This window comes from Ruegeria sp. BC2 (assembly GCF_056539245.1).
The window spans coordinates 270,474-286,252 of sequence record NZ_JBQFUQ010000003.1; the positions used below are offsets into that span (position 1 = coordinate 270,474).

Annotated in this window: 13 protein-coding genes; 7 read left to right on the top strand and 6 right to left on the bottom strand. The window is 61.4% G+C overall.

Annotation, left to right across the window (positions count from 1 at the left end; all coding sequences use genetic code 11):
- The first annotated feature begins 1 nt into the window (after position 1).
- The 3 genes from sthA to ACR0CU_RS14495 all read left to right on the top strand — a co-directional run bounded on the left by sthA (position 2) and on the right by ACR0CU_RS14495 (position 2,617).
- On the top strand, positions 2-1,471 hold the full coding sequence (gene sthA, locus ACR0CU_RS14485) for a Si-specific NAD(P)(+) transhydrogenase (RefSeq protein WP_170448109.1): 1,470 nt from the start codon (positions 2-4) through the stop codon (positions 1,469-1,471).
- Positions 1,468-1,923 carry a YaiI/YqxD family protein gene (locus tag ACR0CU_RS14490; RefSeq protein WP_170448111.1) on the top strand — a complete coding sequence of 152 codons (456 nt, stop codon included), beginning with the start codon at positions 1,468-1,470 and terminating at the stop codon, positions 1,921-1,923. Before sthA ends, ACR0CU_RS14490 begins: the two co-directional genes overlap by 4 nt.
- 73 nt (positions 1,924-1,996) lie before the next feature.
- Positions 1,997-2,617, top strand: a complete 621-nt coding sequence (locus ACR0CU_RS14495) for an HAD family hydrolase (RefSeq protein WP_170448113.1) — start codon at positions 1,997-1,999, stop codon at positions 2,615-2,617.
- A gap of 2 nt (positions 2,618-2,619) precedes the next feature.
- On the opposite strand, the gene ACR0CU_RS14500 is transcribed toward ACR0CU_RS14495, so the two are convergent.
- A complete protein-coding gene (locus tag ACR0CU_RS14500) occupies positions 2,620-3,861 on the bottom strand; it encodes an MFS transporter (protein WP_170448115.1) in 1,242 nt (413 codons plus the stop codon).
- A 145-nt stretch (positions 3,862-4,006) separates the two neighbouring features.
- Here ACR0CU_RS14500 and zapE point away from each other — a divergent pair, with 145 nt between their 5' ends.
- Positions 4,007-5,065: a cell division protein ZapE gene (gene zapE / locus ACR0CU_RS14505; RefSeq protein ID WP_170371708.1), complete on the top strand. Its 1,059-nt coding sequence runs from the start codon at positions 4,007-4,009 to the stop codon at positions 5,063-5,065.
- Between the two features lie 39 nt (positions 5,066-5,104).
- On the opposite strand, the gene ACR0CU_RS14510 is transcribed toward zapE, so the two are convergent.
- From ACR0CU_RS14510 to ACR0CU_RS14525, 4 genes are read right to left on the bottom strand one after another with little or no spacing between them, the layout of a single operon-like run.
- The gene (locus tag ACR0CU_RS14510; protein ID WP_170371706.1) at positions 5,105-6,379 is read right to left on the bottom strand and encodes a bifunctional folylpolyglutamate synthase/dihydrofolate synthase; all 1,275 of its coding nucleotides are present in this window, start codon (positions 6,377-6,379) and stop codon (positions 5,105-5,107) included.
- Complete coding sequence (gene accD / locus ACR0CU_RS14515; protein ID WP_170371703.1) at positions 6,376-7,320, bottom strand: acetyl-CoA carboxylase, carboxyltransferase subunit beta; 945 nt, start codon at positions 7,318-7,320, stop codon at positions 6,376-6,378. The genes ACR0CU_RS14510 and accD overlap by 4 nt, the downstream gene beginning before the upstream one ends.
- 58 nt (positions 7,321-7,378) lie before the next feature.
- Complete coding sequence (locus tag ACR0CU_RS14520; RefSeq protein WP_170448122.1) at positions 7,379-8,278, bottom strand: CPBP family intramembrane glutamic endopeptidase; 900 nt, start codon at positions 8,276-8,278, stop codon at positions 7,379-7,381.
- A 1-nt stretch (position 8,279) separates the two neighbouring features.
- Positions 8,280-11,360 (bottom strand): ABC transporter transmembrane domain-containing protein, encoded by a 3,081-nt coding sequence (locus tag ACR0CU_RS14525; protein WP_170448124.1) that lies wholly within the window; start codon positions 11,358-11,360, stop codon positions 8,280-8,282.
- A gap of 245 nt (positions 11,361-11,605) precedes the next feature.
- Here ACR0CU_RS14525 and ACR0CU_RS14530 point away from each other — a divergent pair, with 245 nt between their 5' ends.
- The 3 genes from ACR0CU_RS14530 (at position 11,606) to ACR0CU_RS14540 (ending at position 14,375) form a co-directional block, all read left to right on the top strand.
- Complete coding sequence (locus ACR0CU_RS14530) at positions 11,606-12,367, top strand: DUF6478 family protein (protein ID WP_480643318.1); 762 nt, start codon at positions 11,606-11,608, stop codon at positions 12,365-12,367.
- Positions 12,368-12,378: 11 nt separating this feature from the next.
- Positions 12,379-12,738, top strand: a complete 360-nt coding sequence (locus ACR0CU_RS14535) for a hypothetical protein (RefSeq protein WP_480643320.1) — start codon at positions 12,379-12,381, stop codon at positions 12,736-12,738.
- 110 nt (positions 12,739-12,848) lie between these two features.
- Positions 12,849-14,375: an MFS transporter gene (locus ACR0CU_RS14540; protein WP_170359451.1), complete on the top strand. Its 1,527-nt coding sequence runs from the start codon at positions 12,849-12,851 to the stop codon at positions 14,373-14,375.
- 54 nt (positions 14,376-14,429) lie between these two features.
- Here the strand turns inward: ACR0CU_RS14540 and ACR0CU_RS14545 are convergent, their stop codons facing one another.
- Positions 14,430-15,776: a S41 family peptidase gene (locus ACR0CU_RS14545; RefSeq protein WP_093963348.1), complete on the bottom strand. Its 1,347-nt coding sequence runs from the start codon at positions 15,774-15,776 to the stop codon at positions 14,430-14,432.
- Between the last annotated feature and the right edge of the window lie 3 nt (positions 15,777-15,779).

A 15,779-nucleotide genomic window follows, 5' to 3' on the forward strand; every position in this document is an offset into this window, starting at 1 on the left:
GATGAGCAAATACGACTATGACCTGATCATCATCGGCTCGGGTCCATCGGGCCGCGCGGCGGCGATTCAGGCGGGCAAGCTGAAACGCAAGGTTCTGGTGGTTGACCGCCGTGACCGGTTGGGCGGCGTATCGGTGCACACGGGCACGATCCCCTCGAAGACACTCCGCGAAACGGTGCTGAACCTGTCGGGCTGGCGCGAGCGCAGCTTTTACGGCCGTTCGTACCGGGTCAAGGACCAGATCCGCGCCGAGGACCTCAAGGCCCGGCTGCACATGACGCTGGACTATGAGGTTGACGTTCTGGAGCACCAGTTCAACCGCAACCATGTTGAAACCATGGACGGCGTGGCCCGCTTCACCGGCCCGCACGAGATCGAGGTCACCGCCGATGCGGGCGACACCACCCGCCTGACGGCCGCGAAATTCCTGATCTCGACCGGGACGAAAACCTATCGCCCCGATTACGTGCCCTTCAACGGCAAGACCATCGTCGACGGCGACGAGTTCCTGGAAATGGCCGAGATCCCGCGCTCGCTCTGCGTGATCGGCGCGGGCGTGATCGGGGTGGAATACGCCACGATGTTCTCGGCGCTGGATGTGCGGGTGACGCTGATCGAGCCGCGCGAGACCTTCCTGGATTTCATCGACAAGACCCTGATCCAGGAATTCACACACCAGATCCGCGAAAACGGGGTGGACCTGCGGCTGGGCTCGGCCGTGGAAAAGATCGAGGACGCCGGCAAGCATGTCGAAATCACCATGTCAAACGGCCGCCATGTCCGGGCCGAGATGCTGCTGTTCGCGGCGGGCCGCATGGGCAACACCTCGGCGCTGAATCTGGGTGCGGTTGGGATCGAAACCGACCACCGCAACCGCATTTCGGTGGACCGCAAGACCTATCAGACCTCGGTGCCGCATATCTATGCCACCGGCGACGTGATCGGGCATCCATCGCTGGCCTCGACGTCGATGCAGCAGGGCCGCGTGGCCGCCTGCCACGCGCTCGAGACCCCCACCCTGCCCGAAAGCCCTTGGTTCCCTTATGGCATCTACTCGGTGCCCGAAATCTCGACCTGCGGCATGTCCGAGGAAGAGCTGCAGGAACGTGGTATTCCCTACGAGGTAGGGGTGGCCCGGTTCCGCGAGACGTCGCGCGGGCATATCATGGGGCTCGAGCACGGGATGCTGAAGATGCTGTTCTCGCTGAAAACCCGCCGGGTGCTGGGCGTGCAGATCGTCGGCGAAGGCGCGACCGAGCTGATCCACATCGCCCAGGCGGTGCTGAACCTGAAGGGCACGGTGGACTATTTCGTGCAGAACACCTTCAACTATCCGACCCTGGCTGAGGCCTACAAGATCGCCGGGCTCGACGCCTTCAACCGGATGCCGATCCCGGACGAGTTCAAGGTGCGCAAATCCGATGCGCCCGAGCCAGCGAAGTTGGCGCCCAAGAAGGCCAAGCAGGCGTGACGACCCTGTATGTCGATGGCGACGCCTGCCCGGTGAAGGCCGAGGCCGAACGCGTCGCCACACGGCACAAGGTGCCGATGGTCGTGGTCGCAAATGGCGGGCTGCGCCCCCCGGCCAACCCGCTGGTTCAGATCGTGACCGTTGCGCAAGGCGCGGACGAGGCCGACAAGTGGATCGCCGAGCGGAGTGGCCCGGGCGACATCGTCATCACCTCGGACATCCCGTTGGCCGCCAAATGCGTCGAGGCCGGCGCGCGGGTGCTGCGCCCCAATGGCGAGGCCTTCACCGCCGCCAATATCGGCCAGCAACTGGCGATGCGCGATCTGATGGCGGACCTGCGCGCCGCCAATCCGCTGGGCACCGGGGGCGGTGGCAAACCGTTTTCCAAGGCCGACCGGTCGCGGTTTCTGGACGCGCTCGAGCGCGAGATGCGCGCCGCCCTGCGGGCCTGAGATTGGCCTTGCATCCCGCCCGGCGGGTTGGTTCAGTCGGCCCTGAACGCAACACAAGCGAACAGGAAATCCCATGCCCGTAGAAGCGGTCGTTTTTGACATCGGCAACGTTCTGATCGAATGGCAGCCCGAGCGGTATTATGACCGCGTGATCGGCGAGGACCGGCGGCGTGAAATGTTCTCGACCGTCGACCTGCACGACATGAACGACTTGGTCGATCAGGGGCATCACTTCACCGAAACGATCTATGCCTGGGCCGAAAAATACCCCGAATGGCGCAATGAGATCCGCATGTGGCACGACAACTGGATCGAACTGGCCGCGCCCGAGATCCCGCATTCGGTCCGGCTGCAGCGCGCGCTGCGAGCCAAGGGCGTGCCGGTCTTTGCGCTGACCAATTTCGGGGTGCAGAATTTCGACTATGCGACCACCGTCTATCCGTTCCTGAACGAGTTCGACCGGCATTATGTCTCGGGGCGGATGAAGATGGTGAAACCGCATGCCCCGATCTACCAGATGGTCGAACAGGATTGCGGCCTGCCGCCCGAGACGCTGCTGTTCACAGACGACCGGATCGACAACATCGAAACCGCCCGTGGCCGTGGTTGGCAGACCCACCATTTCGACGGTCCGCAGGGCTGGGCCGAAAGGCTGGTGGCCGAAGGTCTGCTCTCCCCGGACGAGGCCGCCTGATCCTATGCGGCAGCGGGCTGCGCGGGGCGATTTTCGCGGATCGGCAGGTGTACGATCGCGCTGAAGGCGCCGATGGCCACGCCGATCCACCAGACCATGGTGTAATCGCCATAAAGGTCATACATTCGGCCGCCCAGCCAGATGCCCAGGAAACTGCCGACCTGATGGCTGAAGAAGATGATGCCATACAGCGTGCCCATGTAGCGCAAGCCATAAAGATGCGCGACGAGGCCCGAGGTCAACGGGATCGTCGCCAGCCACAGTGACCCCATGACCAGCGAGAACAGGATCACGGTCAAAGGCGTGATGGGAAACAGGATGAACGCCGCGGCCGCGATAGTGCGCCCGGTGTAGACTGCTGCCAGAAGGTATTTCTTGGGGAAGTGATTGCCCGCCCATCCGGCCAGAAGGGTGCCTCCGATATTGGCGAGCCCGATCAACGAGATCGCCAGCGCACCCAAAGCAGACGTTGTGGTGATGCCCATCGCATGCAAGACACCGCCAGGTTGGATCGGGCCGCACATCTCGGTCACGAAGGCCGGGAAATGCGCGGTGACGAAGCCCAGTTGATAGCCGCAGCTGAAAAAACCCAAGAATATCAGCGCATAGGACGGGTCGCGGAAGGCGCGGCCCAGGATCTTGCCCATGCTTTCTTCCAATTCGGCCTTGCTGACCTGCGCGGGTGCGCGCATGAAGGGCAGTGTCAGCACAAGGGCCAGAATGGCAATGGCGAAGATGATGAACACCTGCTGCCACGGCAGAAAGGTCAGCATCCATTCAGCTGTCGGCGCACCGATCACCTGCCCGAAGCTGCCCGCTGCCGTTACGATCGCCAGCGACATCGAGCGGTTCTGATCCGTCGAGGCCCGCCCGACCACCGCCAGCACGACGCCAAAGCCCGTGCCTGCGATACCGAAGCCCACCAGCCAGGCATAAAGCTGATGCCCGAAGGGCGTAACGGACCAAGCCGACAGTACCATCCCTGCCGCATAGGTCAGCGCACCAAGAATGATCGCCCGCCGGTCGCCCATCTTTTCGGCGATGGCGGCAAAGATCGGCTGGCCGATGCCCCAGGCCAGGTTCTGGATCGCGATGGCCAGCGAGAAATCGGTGCGCAGCCAGCCGAACTCCTCGGCGATCGGAATCTGGAACACTCCGAACGAGGCGCGCACGGCGAAGCTGACTGTGATGATCACGCATCCGACGATCAGCACCGGGTTGAGCAGACGGGCGGTTGGGGTCATTGGGCCTCCGGATTCAGCCCGCCGACAGTATCCGCTTGGGCTCGCTCGTCAATTCAGGAGTTTTGCGGTCACGATTAACCAAAATTGATGCGTGCCGGAGGATGCCTTCTTTTCAATGGCGCGGGCGGGCGCTATGGCTCGGGCCATGACCGACATGATCTCGTTGTACGAGGCCCGCGTTGCCGATGGCACCCTGAACCGCGACGACGCGCAAGAGGCCGTTCTGCCCCAGTTCGAGCGCATCCGGGCGGCTCTGGCCGCGCCGGTGAAACGCGGGCTGTTCCGCAAGGCACCGCCGCCGCCCAAGGGTCTGTACCTGTGGGGCGGCGTGGGGCGCGGCAAGTCCATGTTGATGGACATGTTCGTCGAAACGCTGGGCGAAGTTCCGGCCCGGCGCGTCCATTTCCATGCCTTCATGCAGGAAATCCACGCTGGCATGCATGAGGCGCGCGAAACCGGCGTGCAGGATGCACTGGCGCCGGTGGCGGCCTCGGTCGTGAAATCCGTGCGCCTGCTGGCCTTTGACGAGATGCAGATCACCGACATCACCGACGCGATGATCGTCGGGCGGCTGTTCGACATGCTGCATGCGGGTGGCGTCGTCGTTGTGACCACCTCCAACCGTCATCCCGACGATCTGTACAAGGATGGCCTGAACCGGCAGCTGTTCCTGCCCTTCATCCACCACATCAAGCAGCAGCTCGAAGTGTGGGAACTGACCTCGCCCACGGATTACCGGCAGAACCGGCTCGAGGGCTCGCCGGTCTATTTCACGCCCATCGGACCCGAGGCGCGGGAGAAGATCCGGGCCGTGTGGGCCGACCTGTCCGGTGGGCCGGCCGAACCCCTGACCCTGCATGTCAAGGGGCGCGAGGTAGTGTTGCCCGCTTTTCGCAATGGTGTGGCACGGGCCTCGTTCTATGATCTGTGCGGCCGGATGTTGGGGCCGGGGGACTATTTGGCCATTGCTGATGCGGTAAAAGTGCTGGTGCTCGAGGACATACCGCGCCTGTCGCGCAACAACTTCAACGAGGCGAAGCGGTTCGTCACGTTGATCGATGCGCTGTACGAGGCGAAGGTGCGGTTGATCTGTTCAGCGGCCGCCGAGCCTGAGATGCTGTATGTCGAGGGGGAAGGTGTTTTCGAGTTCGAGCGCACAGCCTCGCGCCTGCGGGAGATGCAGGCGCAGGACTGGGGACAATAGCGAGCGTTGCCTCTGCCGTAGCTGTGGCTCAATGAATCGTCAGCCGTTTTCGCGCAGGATGTTGCCAGCAAGGTAGAGCGAGCCGCAGATTAGCACGCGCGCATTAGGGTCGGCTTTGACGATGGTGTCGAGGGCTTGGGACACACTGCTGGCGGTCGTCGCGGGCAGGTTCACCGATTTGGCGGCGGCGGCAGTTTCTTCAGCGCTCAGCGTGTTGGTCTCGCCCGGGATGGAAACGGCGGTCAGGCTGGCGGCTTGCTGGGCCAGCGGGGAGAGGTAGCCAGTTACATCCTTGGTGTTGAGCATGCCGCAGATCAGGTGTGTGGGTCGCGGGGGCAGCTTGGCCAAGACGTCCGCCAGCGCGACGCCGGCGGCGGCGTTGTGGCCGCCGTCCAGCCAGAGTTCGGCCTGAGGCGCCTGTTCGACGAGCGGGCCGGTCTTCAGGCGCTGCATCCGGGCGGGCCATTCGGCAAGGGTGACTGCGGCCTCGTAGGCCTCGTCGCCCAGGTCGAGGTGGCGCAGGACCGCCAGTGCGGCGCCGGCGTTCTGGATCTGGTGGGCGCCCAGCAGGTTTGGCAGCGGCAGGTCGCGCAGCCCGGTTTCGTCCTGATAGATCAGGCGGCCATGTTCCTCGTGGACGTGCCAGTGCTGTCCGTAAGCCAGCAGCGGTGCGCCGAGGCGGGCGGCGGTGGCCTCGATGACCTCCATCGCCTCGTCCGGCTGCGGGCCGACGATGCAAGGCACGCCGCGCTTGATGATGCCGGCCTTTTCGGCGGCGATCTTGGCCAGCGTGTTGCCCAGGAACTGTTCATGGTCGATCGAGACCGGGGTGATGACCGTGACCGCGGGCTTTGCGATCACGTTGGTGGCGTCGAGCCGCCCGCCAAGTCCGACTTCGAGCAGCGTGTAGTCGGCGGGTACACGGGAAAAGGCCAGCAGGGCCGCGCAGGTGGTGATCTCGAAATAGGTGATGTTCTCGCCGCCATTGGCGGCGTAGCACTCATCCAGAACGGCGGTCAGGTCGGGTTCCGAGATCAGCTTGCCCGCCAGGCGGATGCGCTCGTGGAAGCGTGCCAGATGCGGCGAGGTGTAGGCATGGGCCGTCAGCCCGGCCCCTTCCAGCCCTGCACGGATCATCGCCTGGGTCGAGCCCTTGCCGTTGGTACCGGCGATGTGGATCACCGGCGGCAGCTTGTCCTGCGGATTACCCAAAGCTTCGAGCAGACGCCAGACACGGTCCAAGGTCAGGTCGATGATCTTGGGGTGCAGCGCCATCATCCGGTCGAGGATGACGTCGGATGTGGGTGCGGTCATTTCTTGGGCTGGTCTTCGGCAGGCTTGGCCTGCGCGTCAGGCTGTTCGGCTTCGCCCTCTTTCGGGGCGGGCAGATCGCCTTTGACCGCCGGGGGCAGACCCATCATCATCCGGGTGATGGTGATCAACTCGTCCCGCAACTCGGTCCGTTTGGTGACGCGGTCCAGCATGCCGTGATCCAGCAGGTATTCGGCGCGCTGGAAGCCGTCGGGCAGTTTTTCACGGATCGTCTGCTCGATCACGCGGGGGCCGGCGAAACAGATCAGCGCGTTCGGCTCGGCAATATGCACGTCGCCGAGCATCGCGTAGGAGGCGGTGACGCCGCCGGTGGTGGGATGGGTCAGAACGACGATGTAAGGCAGGCCGGCCTCTTTCAGCATCTCCACCGCGACCGTGGTGCGCGGCATCTGCATCAGGCTGAGGATGCCTTCCTGCATCCGGGCGCCGCCGGCGGCGGAAAACAGGATCAGCGGGCGCTTGAGTTTCACCGCCTCTTGCGCGGCGGCGATGATGGCGTTGCCCACATACATACCCATCGAACCGCCCATGAACGAGAAATCCTGCGCCGCGGCCACGATCGGCGTGCGGCCGATCTCGCCGGTGGCAACCAGCATCGCTTCTTTCTCGCCGGTCTTTTTCTGCGCTGCCTTCATGCGGTCGGGGTATTTCTTCTGATCGCGGAACTGCAGCGGGTCTTCCTTGGGCGCGGGCACTGCGACTTCGGTGAAAATACCGCCGTCGAACAGGTGCTTGAACCGCTCGCGCGGGGTGATCAGCATGTGGTGTCCGCACTGGGTACAAACGTTCTGGTTGTCCGCCAGTTCACGGTGGAACAGCATCGTTCCGCACTCGTCGCATTTGTGCCAGAGATTCTCGGGCACCTCACGGCGGGAGAAGATCGAGTTGATCCGGGGGCGGACGTAGTTTGTGATCCAGTTCATGTCGGAACCTTGCTGATGCGGGTTGCAGTCAAATAAGACGCTACGGAAGGAAATGCAATCAGCGCCTGAGCGCAAGTCGCGCAACCAGCCAGCTGACGACCATCACCGCGAAATCCACGACAAGCCACTGGCGCAGGATACCGGTGTCCGATGTTTCGAACGGAAGATGATAGAGGGCCAGCCCCCCCAGGCCGTCAGGCAACGATACGATCAGCAGAGCCGTTACATTGTTGGCAAAATGCATGGCGATTGCGGGTCCCAGCGTTCCTGCTCTGGCGGTGATGTCTGCACTAAGAAGGCCAAAGACAAAGGCCCAAACTGCGATCAGGATAGCATTGTCACCGGCGGCAAGAGGTGCGTAGTGCCCGGCAGCAAAAATCAGGGAGGGTACACCCATCCAAATCCACGGGGCCCTGAACCGCGCGGCCAGCGATTGTTGCAGGAACCCGCGGAATAGAATCTCTTCGGCGCTGACCTGAATAAGGACAGCCACCAGCGCCAGCGGCAACAGCAGCAGCCACCTGAAAACCGGCAGGTTTGGCTCCAAGGGCGGTCCCATATCGTATGGGGGCAGAACAAAAAGCAAGGCGCCCAGCACGACCAGCGCCCGCAGAACCCGCCAGAATTGCCGTACAGTCAGAATCGGCGGCCCAACCACCGAGATCAGCTTCCGGTGCTGCACCTGTCGCACGGCCAATCCGACGCCCAGCGTAGCAAAGGCGAAACTGGAAAGGATGACCAGCAGCGCCAGGGCCGAGGACCCGTCTTCGAAACCGGACACCAGTTCGGCCGAACCAAAGGCGGTTACAGCGGCCAGGAGAACCAGATTCAGTGCCAGCACGACGACTGTGATGATCGCGAAGCCCAGCAGCAGCCGCCAGAGTTCGGGATAAGCCCTGGCCGGCGCCACCAGGATTTCGTGCGGGGCATAGGCCGGGTGTGGCTGCGGTTCGCGCATCCTAACCGCCCGCCCCGGTCTCGGCTTCGGGTGTCAACGGGGTATTAGACAGCAACAGTCGTTCCGAGACAGTTGTCAGATACCCGGCCACCGTTTCGAGAAGGCGCATCGAAACAGCCGCGTCACCCTCTACCACGGCGCGCAGCTCTTCCGCGCCGATCCGCAGGAACGAACAGTCGGTCATCGCAACGAGGTCAAGTTGCCGAGGCGCGCCGGTGATGATCGACAGGTCGCCGATCAGACGGCCTGGCTCGACGACGGAGATGTTGCGCTTTTCGCCGTCCGGCATCGTCCATTCCAGGCTCGCCTGCCCGGAGATGCACAGATAGGCAGCGTCGGGCGTTTGCCCGCGCGAGAATATGGTCTGCCCCGCCGCCGCGTCGTACCATTGCGCCGAAAAGGCCAGCAGACGCTGGTGTTTTCCGTCAAGCCTCGAAAACAGTTCGGTTGCCGAAATGATCTTGAGTTTTCGGCTGAAGTCTTCGGGTTGTTCGTCATCCGCCTCGACCTTGGAACGCGATACACCGTCGATTCGGCCGTCCTTGATTTCCACGTACATGTCATAGGCTTCGGGATGGCCAAAATGATCTTCCATGAAGATCATGACCGAGTCAGGAAGCAACTCACGCAGCTTGAGGCGCGTACGCAGACGGCTTTCCGAATCGTGGCTGGCAAGGACCTTGTCCAGGATCAGGATGTCGGGCCGCTTGATCGCTGCCCGTGAAAACGCGGCACGTTCCTGGAAAACCGTGGGCAGGTTGGCCCCGCCAAGACCGGTCGGCAGATCGTAGATGATAGCCGCCAGGCGACGGGTGAGACCGGCCTCGATCAGGACTTCGGCTACGGCATCCTCGATCTCTTCGGCATGTGCCCCGGCCATCAGCGACACGCGGCCATACAGGGCATTTTCCATGACGGTCAGGCGCGGAACATAGGTTTCGGGTGCCACGGGAATGAACAGCCCGTCGAAAGATGCGTGCAGGTTTTGGGCCTGCGTGCGCCGGATCGAAAGGATCTTTTCCTTGTACTCCTCGGGGAAACTGGGGCCGATCTGTTCGGCGGTCAGCATGAACGGCACCGTCAGCAACAGTGCCATTTCACGTTCGGACAGGGTTGCCTCACCTTTCGACATGCGGCGTTCGTCGATGTCGAGCAGTCGGTGGTACATGTCCTTGGACATGCCCAAACGCAGGAACAGCGGGTGATCCGTCCCTTCTCGGCCGAATGTTTTCCGCAGCGTGCTGAGGACCGCCGTCGCGATGCTTAGGGCGTCCTTGTCCAGATCATGGGCCCGCAGCATGGCAAGAAATCGAGCGTCCCCGGCCAGGATGTCCGGTGAGATGTTGCGCGACGGTGAGGCAAACAGAAGGTTGCCCCCCAAAGGTACGGCCGGATTGAACCGGTCCGGATCGAACCGGTAAACGTATTTGTCCAAGCCCTTTTCCTTGAGACGCGCTGCAACCTTGTCGCGCGCATCCACGATCGCCTTGGCCAGATGGGGGTGCAGTTCGGGATCGAATTGCGACCGCAACGTCCGCCGGAACATGAATTCGTCGATGCCCATCGCCTCGACCAGTTCGAACCACCAATCCCGGATCTCGTCGATGCTCTGCAGCCCGGCAAGGCGTGGGTCGACCCATTCGTCCTCCAGCAGGTCCGGGGAGTTGCCGGCGCGCACGGCTTCGACCTGATAACGTGATGGAGTCTTCAGAGCTTCGGTCTCGTGCTGGGGATGGGGACGCAAAGGCATCAGCAGGTTGTCCCCAAGCGTGCCGTTGAACAAGTAGGGTCGCGAGTGGGCATAGCCGACACGGGCGGCGATCACCGCCTGATGGAGTTCGCGAAGGTTGTGCCCAGACAGAAGGACCTCGCCCTGAACCGGCAGAATCTCGCGGAAGAGCAACTGGGCCAGCGCCTGTCTTTCCGAGTCGTGCGAGGCCTTGATGGCGACCCGAGCGCCCTTTGGGATCGTCAGGTCGATGTCTTCAAGGATCAGCTTGCCGTCCTCGTCGCGCACCGTGACATTGCGCAATTCGATGTCGCCCTGCAGGTGCGGGATGCTCTCCGGTTCGCCATAGAACAGTTCTTCGGGGATCATGTTCTCGGGTGCAAACCGTTCGGTGACGACCTGCCAGCGCAACGACATGTCCTGAACCTGATTGTAATAGGTCAGCAGATCGCGCCAAGGGCCGCTGAGGTCCTTGTACGCCCCCAGCGCCGCAACCAGCGCACCGACTGTCACTTCGCCCGTGATAGCGAGATAGCCACCGACCGAATAGAACAGGAACGGCGTCATCTGCGTGATCAGGTTGTTAAGAAATTTCATGAAGAATTTCTTGTTGTAGATCCGGACCCGGATATCGAACAAGGTTCCCAGGCGATGACTGAACTGCGCCAGCCGATAGCGCCAGCCACCGTTCGCGCGCAGGTCGCTGATACCGGCGGCGGTTTCGCCGATCTCGGTGCTCAGGTGGCGGATCTCCTGAATACGGTCCTTGTTCAAGAGGTTGATCTGGCGCTGCAGGCGCGGGATCAGCCAGGCTTGCACCGGGATCAGCGCGATCGAGGCCAGCCCGAACCAGACGCTTTGCATGAACAGGAAAGTGACAATCGTCATCATCTGACCGAACTGAAAAACCGGCTGGGCGATCGCGTCGCCCATCAGTCCGCCCATCGGTTCCGCTTCGGACGATATCATCGACACCAGCTCGCCCTGGCTTGTGGTCGAGAAATACGGTTTGGGGAAGCGCAGCATCCGGCTGATGAGGGTGAATCTGAGCCGCCGCAACATGCGTTCGGCCAGAATCCCCTTCATGGTGTTGATGCGCATCTTCATGAGGCCGCCAGCCAGCACGGTTCCCAAGAAGGCAAAACACAGGATCAGCAGGTATTGGACCTGGGTCACCTTCGTGCCGAACAGCGTTACCGTGTTTCCGGTCGCACCGATGGCGTCGTTGATGATCTGCTTGGGCAGTTCAAGCGAGGCATAGAGAAACGGAAACGAAAGTACGGTCAACAGCAGCAGAATGAATTGCTGTTTCTTGGAATGTTTCCAGATGAACGCGAATAGGGTGGGTTCCATGCCCCGGCCTCGTCTTGTTTTTTGGACTGCGGCCCGTTGCGGAGGATCCACGGCGACCGGGTGACTGACGGTAAGCTTTGCCCCGTGCTATTTCAAGAACGTGCCCCGGCGTGATCTTGCAAAAATCTGGCCGGCACGACCGGCGTCGTTCACAATTCGGGAATTTTGCGGTGCTATCTGTCGAAGGCGGGTTTATTCCGTCCGCGGATTCCGACTAAAGAGGTGCAGTTTCAGGCACTGGGCACATGAGCAGACTTCTGGATCGGTATTTCAGCCGCAAGGCAGTTGGGCACTGGAAACGGACGGCGCAGAACGCGCCGCACGAAGACCTTCCCCTGCTTCGCCAGCAGCGTGATCAGGCGCGTGTTCTTCGCGCCCAACTTGATCGGCTGATCCAGGTTGCGGACGGGCGCCTGACCCGCCCGCATATCGGCACCCAGAATTTCCCCAGACCGCTTGGCACGGATTGGGCATGGCGCCCGGATTTGTGGGGCAGCCCCCTGCCCGTTACGGGCCTGGTATCATTGTCTCGCAAGGCGCAGCTTGATGACAGTGTGGCGCTTTTCCATGACTGTCCGCTGGCCGAGATTGCAATCCGGCAAATCCGCAACAGCGGGGAAAAGGACCTGGCGCCCTTCAGCCTGGCGATCGACGTATTCACCTTTCAAGGCTCGTTCCTCTCCGTGTCTGTCGAGCTTCCGGGCAGCGCCGCCGAGGGTCTGACGCGGCAACACCTCGTCCGGACCCATGTGACGGTCGACAGTGAACGCCCGGCCGAGGTCTTTGCCAGGCTGAATATCCAGAATGGACCGAATACCGAGCAGGTGCTGCGAAAGCTGGAACCGCAACATGCGACGTCCGACATCGATTTTGATCTTGCGCATCTGTCCTTGAACGAACGTCGCATCGAGAAGATGTGGCTGGACCTTATCATCCAGGATCCTGGTATGAACCGTGTGGTGCTGCGGGATTTGACCCTGTGCCGCCATCATCGCGCTGACTTGTGAAAGGAAAGGCCATGGTGGAAACAAAACTCGTCCCGATCCGGTTCGAAGACGGCGTATGGGAAGGCCACTTTTCAGGAAGTACCGCACCCCAACTTGAAGCCCGGTACCGGGATCAGGTCCTGCAAGGTATCGAGGTTTCCGAGGCCGAAGGTGGCTGGCATGTTCGGGTTCCCGTACCAATGGCCCTGTTGTCCGAAGGTGTCCACAGTGTGATTATCCTCGACAGCGCTTCACAGGAAAAAGTGGGCGACATCACCGTAATCGCGGGCGCGCCGGCCGTAGGCGATATCCGCGCCGAGATGGACCTGCTGCGCGCCGAACTTGATCTTCTGAAGCGCGTGGTGCGTCGGTTGAGCGCTGGTCAGGGTTGATCGGCCAAAAGCCTGCAGGATCTACGTAATCGAAACCTGCTTGGACGCATTCCTATCTTTTTTGCTGAATTCATGCATGATTGAGCCGCCAAGGAAACTCAGGGGGCCGAATGGAACGTGACAGCATTATCAAGGTCATAGCGCTGATGGTAACGGCGTTTGGCATCGGCATAGACTTTACCGGTGCGCTGATGCTGGTTCCGGCGATCGAAAACTCGTTTGATGCCGATATCACGAGTACCCAGTGGGTGTTGAACATCTACGCGCTGTTCTTCGCCATGACCATGGTCGCAGGCGGCCGGCTGGGCGACATGTACGGTCATCGCAAGATCATGATCATCGGATTGTCGCTGTTTCTATTCGCCTCGGTTATGTGTTTCGTATCTCCCAGCCTTGATTTCCTGATCGGCGCACGCGCGCTTCAAGGTATCGGCGCGGGATGCGTGTGGCCGTGCACGCTGGCCTTCGGGGCCACGAGGGTATCCCGTGAGGAACACCGTGCGATGGTCATGGGGTTGATCCTTGCCGGTGTCACGACGGGCAACGTATTTGGTCCGATGATCAGCGGGTTTGTCGTCAATCTTGGGGATTGGCGCCTGTTCTTTCTGGCGAATGTCGTCTTCTCGTGCATCTCGATGGCCACGGCAGTCCTGCTGATGCAGCGTGACAAGACCCACAAGACGGGTGAGCACATCGACTTTGCCGGAATGGGTGTCCTTTCTTTTGCTGTCCTGCTGCTGCTGTACGCGCTTGATGTCGGGTCGGACTGGGGCTGGCTGTCGGTTCCGCTGATGTTTCTGTTTTTCCTCAGCGCGTCGCTGTTTCTGTTGTTCCCACGCGTGGAAAAACGGGTGAAAGAACCGCTATTGCTGCCGCAGATGATGCAAAATCCGCAATTTCGCATCACCTTGGGGCTGAACATGTTCAACGTCTCGGCGGCCTTTGTGGGATTGCTGTATTTTCCGCAATATATGCAAAAGGTTCTTGGTTGGTCAGTGTTTGAATCCGCTCTGGGTCTTGCGCCGCTGACCGTTCTTTTGGCGGTCGGGTCGATCGTCTCTGGCACCTTGTACAATGATTTCGGACCCAAGCGCCTGCTGTTCTGGGGGTATCTCTGCGCTACGATAGGCGCGGCCAGTGTCGTCGTGATGCCGGCCGGGCTGGGGTATTTCCATATTCTTCCGGGGATGGCTCTGATCGGGTTGGGAGCGACACTGACGGTTGGCCCGTCGGGCACCGCCGCCGTTTGCGCCGTCAAGCCTGAACGCGCCGGCCTGGTTGGCGGTCTGAGCTTCATGGTGCACTTGGTCTATGGCGCCATTTCGGTCGCCTGCGCGACGGCCATCATGTACATGGTCAGCCTGTCCAGCTTCCGCGAGCACCTTGCCAAAGCTGGCATCGACATGTCCCTAGCCGATCAAAAAGCCATCAATGGCGGTACTTTGACGACCAAGACCGCGCAGGCTGTCATGCAGAAATTCAGCGCGCCCGAGGCCGAAAAGATCAAATCCGCGTTGTCGATGGCCTTTGACAGCGGGATGGACATGGCTTTTGTCTTTTCAACGCTGTCGGTGTCGATAGGGCTGGTTCTGGCGCTGATGCTTGACGAAAAGAAACTGCACAAAATCGAGAGCTGAGCCAAAAGAAAAGGCCGCGGAAAACCGCGGCCCTTCGGTCATTGTTTGCGCAGCTTACTGCGATGCCCGCTCTGTCGGATTGAAGGCGGACAGGCCTTTGAGAATGTCGATCGCATAGGCCAACTGGTAGTCTTCGTTGCGCAGTTCGGCGGTTTCTTCCGCTTTGGTGCGGTCTTCCTCGATCTGGCGGATTTCATCCTCGGTCAAACTGTCATTGTTCAGGCTGCCCCGTAGGTCGGCCTCGGACCGGGTGCGGGCGTTGCTTTCTTCCTCTTCCTCAGCCTCGGGACGGACGCGGGGCTGTTCCACGATGATGTCGGGGCTGACACCCAAAGCCTGGATCGACCGACCCGACGGGGTGTAGTAGCGCGAGGTGGTCAGACGCATCGCCCCGTCGCCACGCAGCGGCATCACGGTTTGAACCGATCCTTTGCCGAAGCTTTTGGTGCCGACGACGATCGCGCGGTGGTGATCCTTCAATGCACCTGCAACAATTTCGGAAGCCGACGCCGATCCGCCGTTGATCAGCACTACGATCGGCTTGCCCTGGGCAAGATCACCCGGGGTTGCGTTGAAGCGTTCACCATCTTCGGGATTGCGCCCACGGGTCGAGACGATCTCGCCTTCGTTCAGGAATGCGTCCGATACCTTGATGGCTTGGGTCAACAGCCCGCCGGGGTTGTTGCGCAGGTCCAGAACAAAGCCGTTCACCTTGTCGATGCCGCCAGCTTCGGCGATCTGCTTTTCCATCCCCTCTTTCAGGTTCGGGAAGGTCTGATCGTTGAAGGTGGTCACACGAAGCACCACGCTGGCGCCTTCGGTGCGGGCGCGAACGGCGGTCAGTTTGATCGTGTCGCGGATGATGGTCACATCGAATGGGTCGGGTTCGCCTTCCCGCACGACGGTGATGACGATTTCCGAACCGACCGGGCCGCGCATCAGGTCGACTGCCTTGTCCAGCGTCAGGCCCAGGATGCTTTCGCCGTCCACATGAGTAATGAAATCGCCGGCCTCGATGCCCGCTTCGTCCGCAGGCGTCCCGTCAATTGGCGATACGACTTTGACGAAGCCGTCCTCTTGGGTGACCTCGATGCCCAGCCCACCGAATTCACCGCGCGTCTGCACGCGCATCTGCTCGGCGTCGTCCGGGGAAAGATAGCTTGAATGCGGATCCAGCGACGTCAACATGCCGTCGATCGCAGCCTCGATCAGTTCTTCGGGGGCGACTTCCTCAACATACTGGGCGCGGATCCGTTCGAAGATATCGCCGAACAGGTCAAGTTGTTCATACACTCCGGCCTTGTTTTCGGCCTCTTGCGCCAGCAGTGGCCCGGCGATCTGGGTAGTCGCAATAATCCCTGCCACGGTGCCGGCCAGACCGGCCATCACAAATCTCTTCATACT

Excerpts from the sequence above, each read along its gene's own strand:
- ACR0CU_RS14510 (WP_170371706.1), bottom strand. The coding sequence starts at position 6,379 with ATGACCGCACCCACATCCGACGTCATCCTCGACCGGATGATGGCGCTG.
- zapE (WP_170371708.1), top strand. The coding sequence starts at position 4,007 with ATGACCGACATGATCTCGTTGTACGAGGCCCGCGTTGCCGATGGCACC.
- ACR0CU_RS14500 (WP_170448115.1), bottom strand. The coding sequence starts at position 3,861 with ATGACCCCAACCGCCCGTCTGCTCAACCCGGTGCTGATCGTCGGATGC.
- ACR0CU_RS14520 (WP_170448122.1), bottom strand. The coding sequence starts at position 8,278 with ATGCGCGAACCGCAGCCACACCCGGCCTATGCCCCGCACGAAATCCTG.
- ACR0CU_RS14525 (WP_170448124.1), bottom strand. The coding sequence starts at position 11,360 with ATGGAACCCACCCTATTCGCGTTCATCTGGAAACATTCCAAGAAACAG.
- ACR0CU_RS14545 (WP_093963348.1), bottom strand. The coding sequence starts at position 15,776 with ATGAAGAGATTTGTGATGGCCGGTCTGGCCGGCACCGTGGCAGGGATT.
- accD (WP_170371703.1), bottom strand. The coding sequence starts at position 7,320 with ATGAACTGGATCACAAACTACGTCCGCCCCCGGATCAACTCGATCTTC.
- ACR0CU_RS14530 (WP_480643318.1), top strand. The coding sequence starts at position 11,606 with ATGAGCAGACTTCTGGATCGGTATTTCAGCCGCAAGGCAGTTGGGCAC.
- ACR0CU_RS14535 (WP_480643320.1), top strand. The coding sequence starts at position 12,379 with ATGGTGGAAACAAAACTCGTCCCGATCCGGTTCGAAGACGGCGTATGG.
- ACR0CU_RS14495 (WP_170448113.1), top strand. The coding sequence starts at position 1,997 with ATGCCCGTAGAAGCGGTCGTTTTTGACATCGGCAACGTTCTGATCGAA.
- ACR0CU_RS14540 (WP_170359451.1), top strand. The coding sequence starts at position 12,849 with ATGGAACGTGACAGCATTATCAAGGTCATAGCGCTGATGGTAACGGCG.
- sthA (WP_170448109.1), top strand. The coding sequence starts at position 2 with ATGAGCAAATACGACTATGACCTGATCATCATCGGCTCGGGTCCATCG.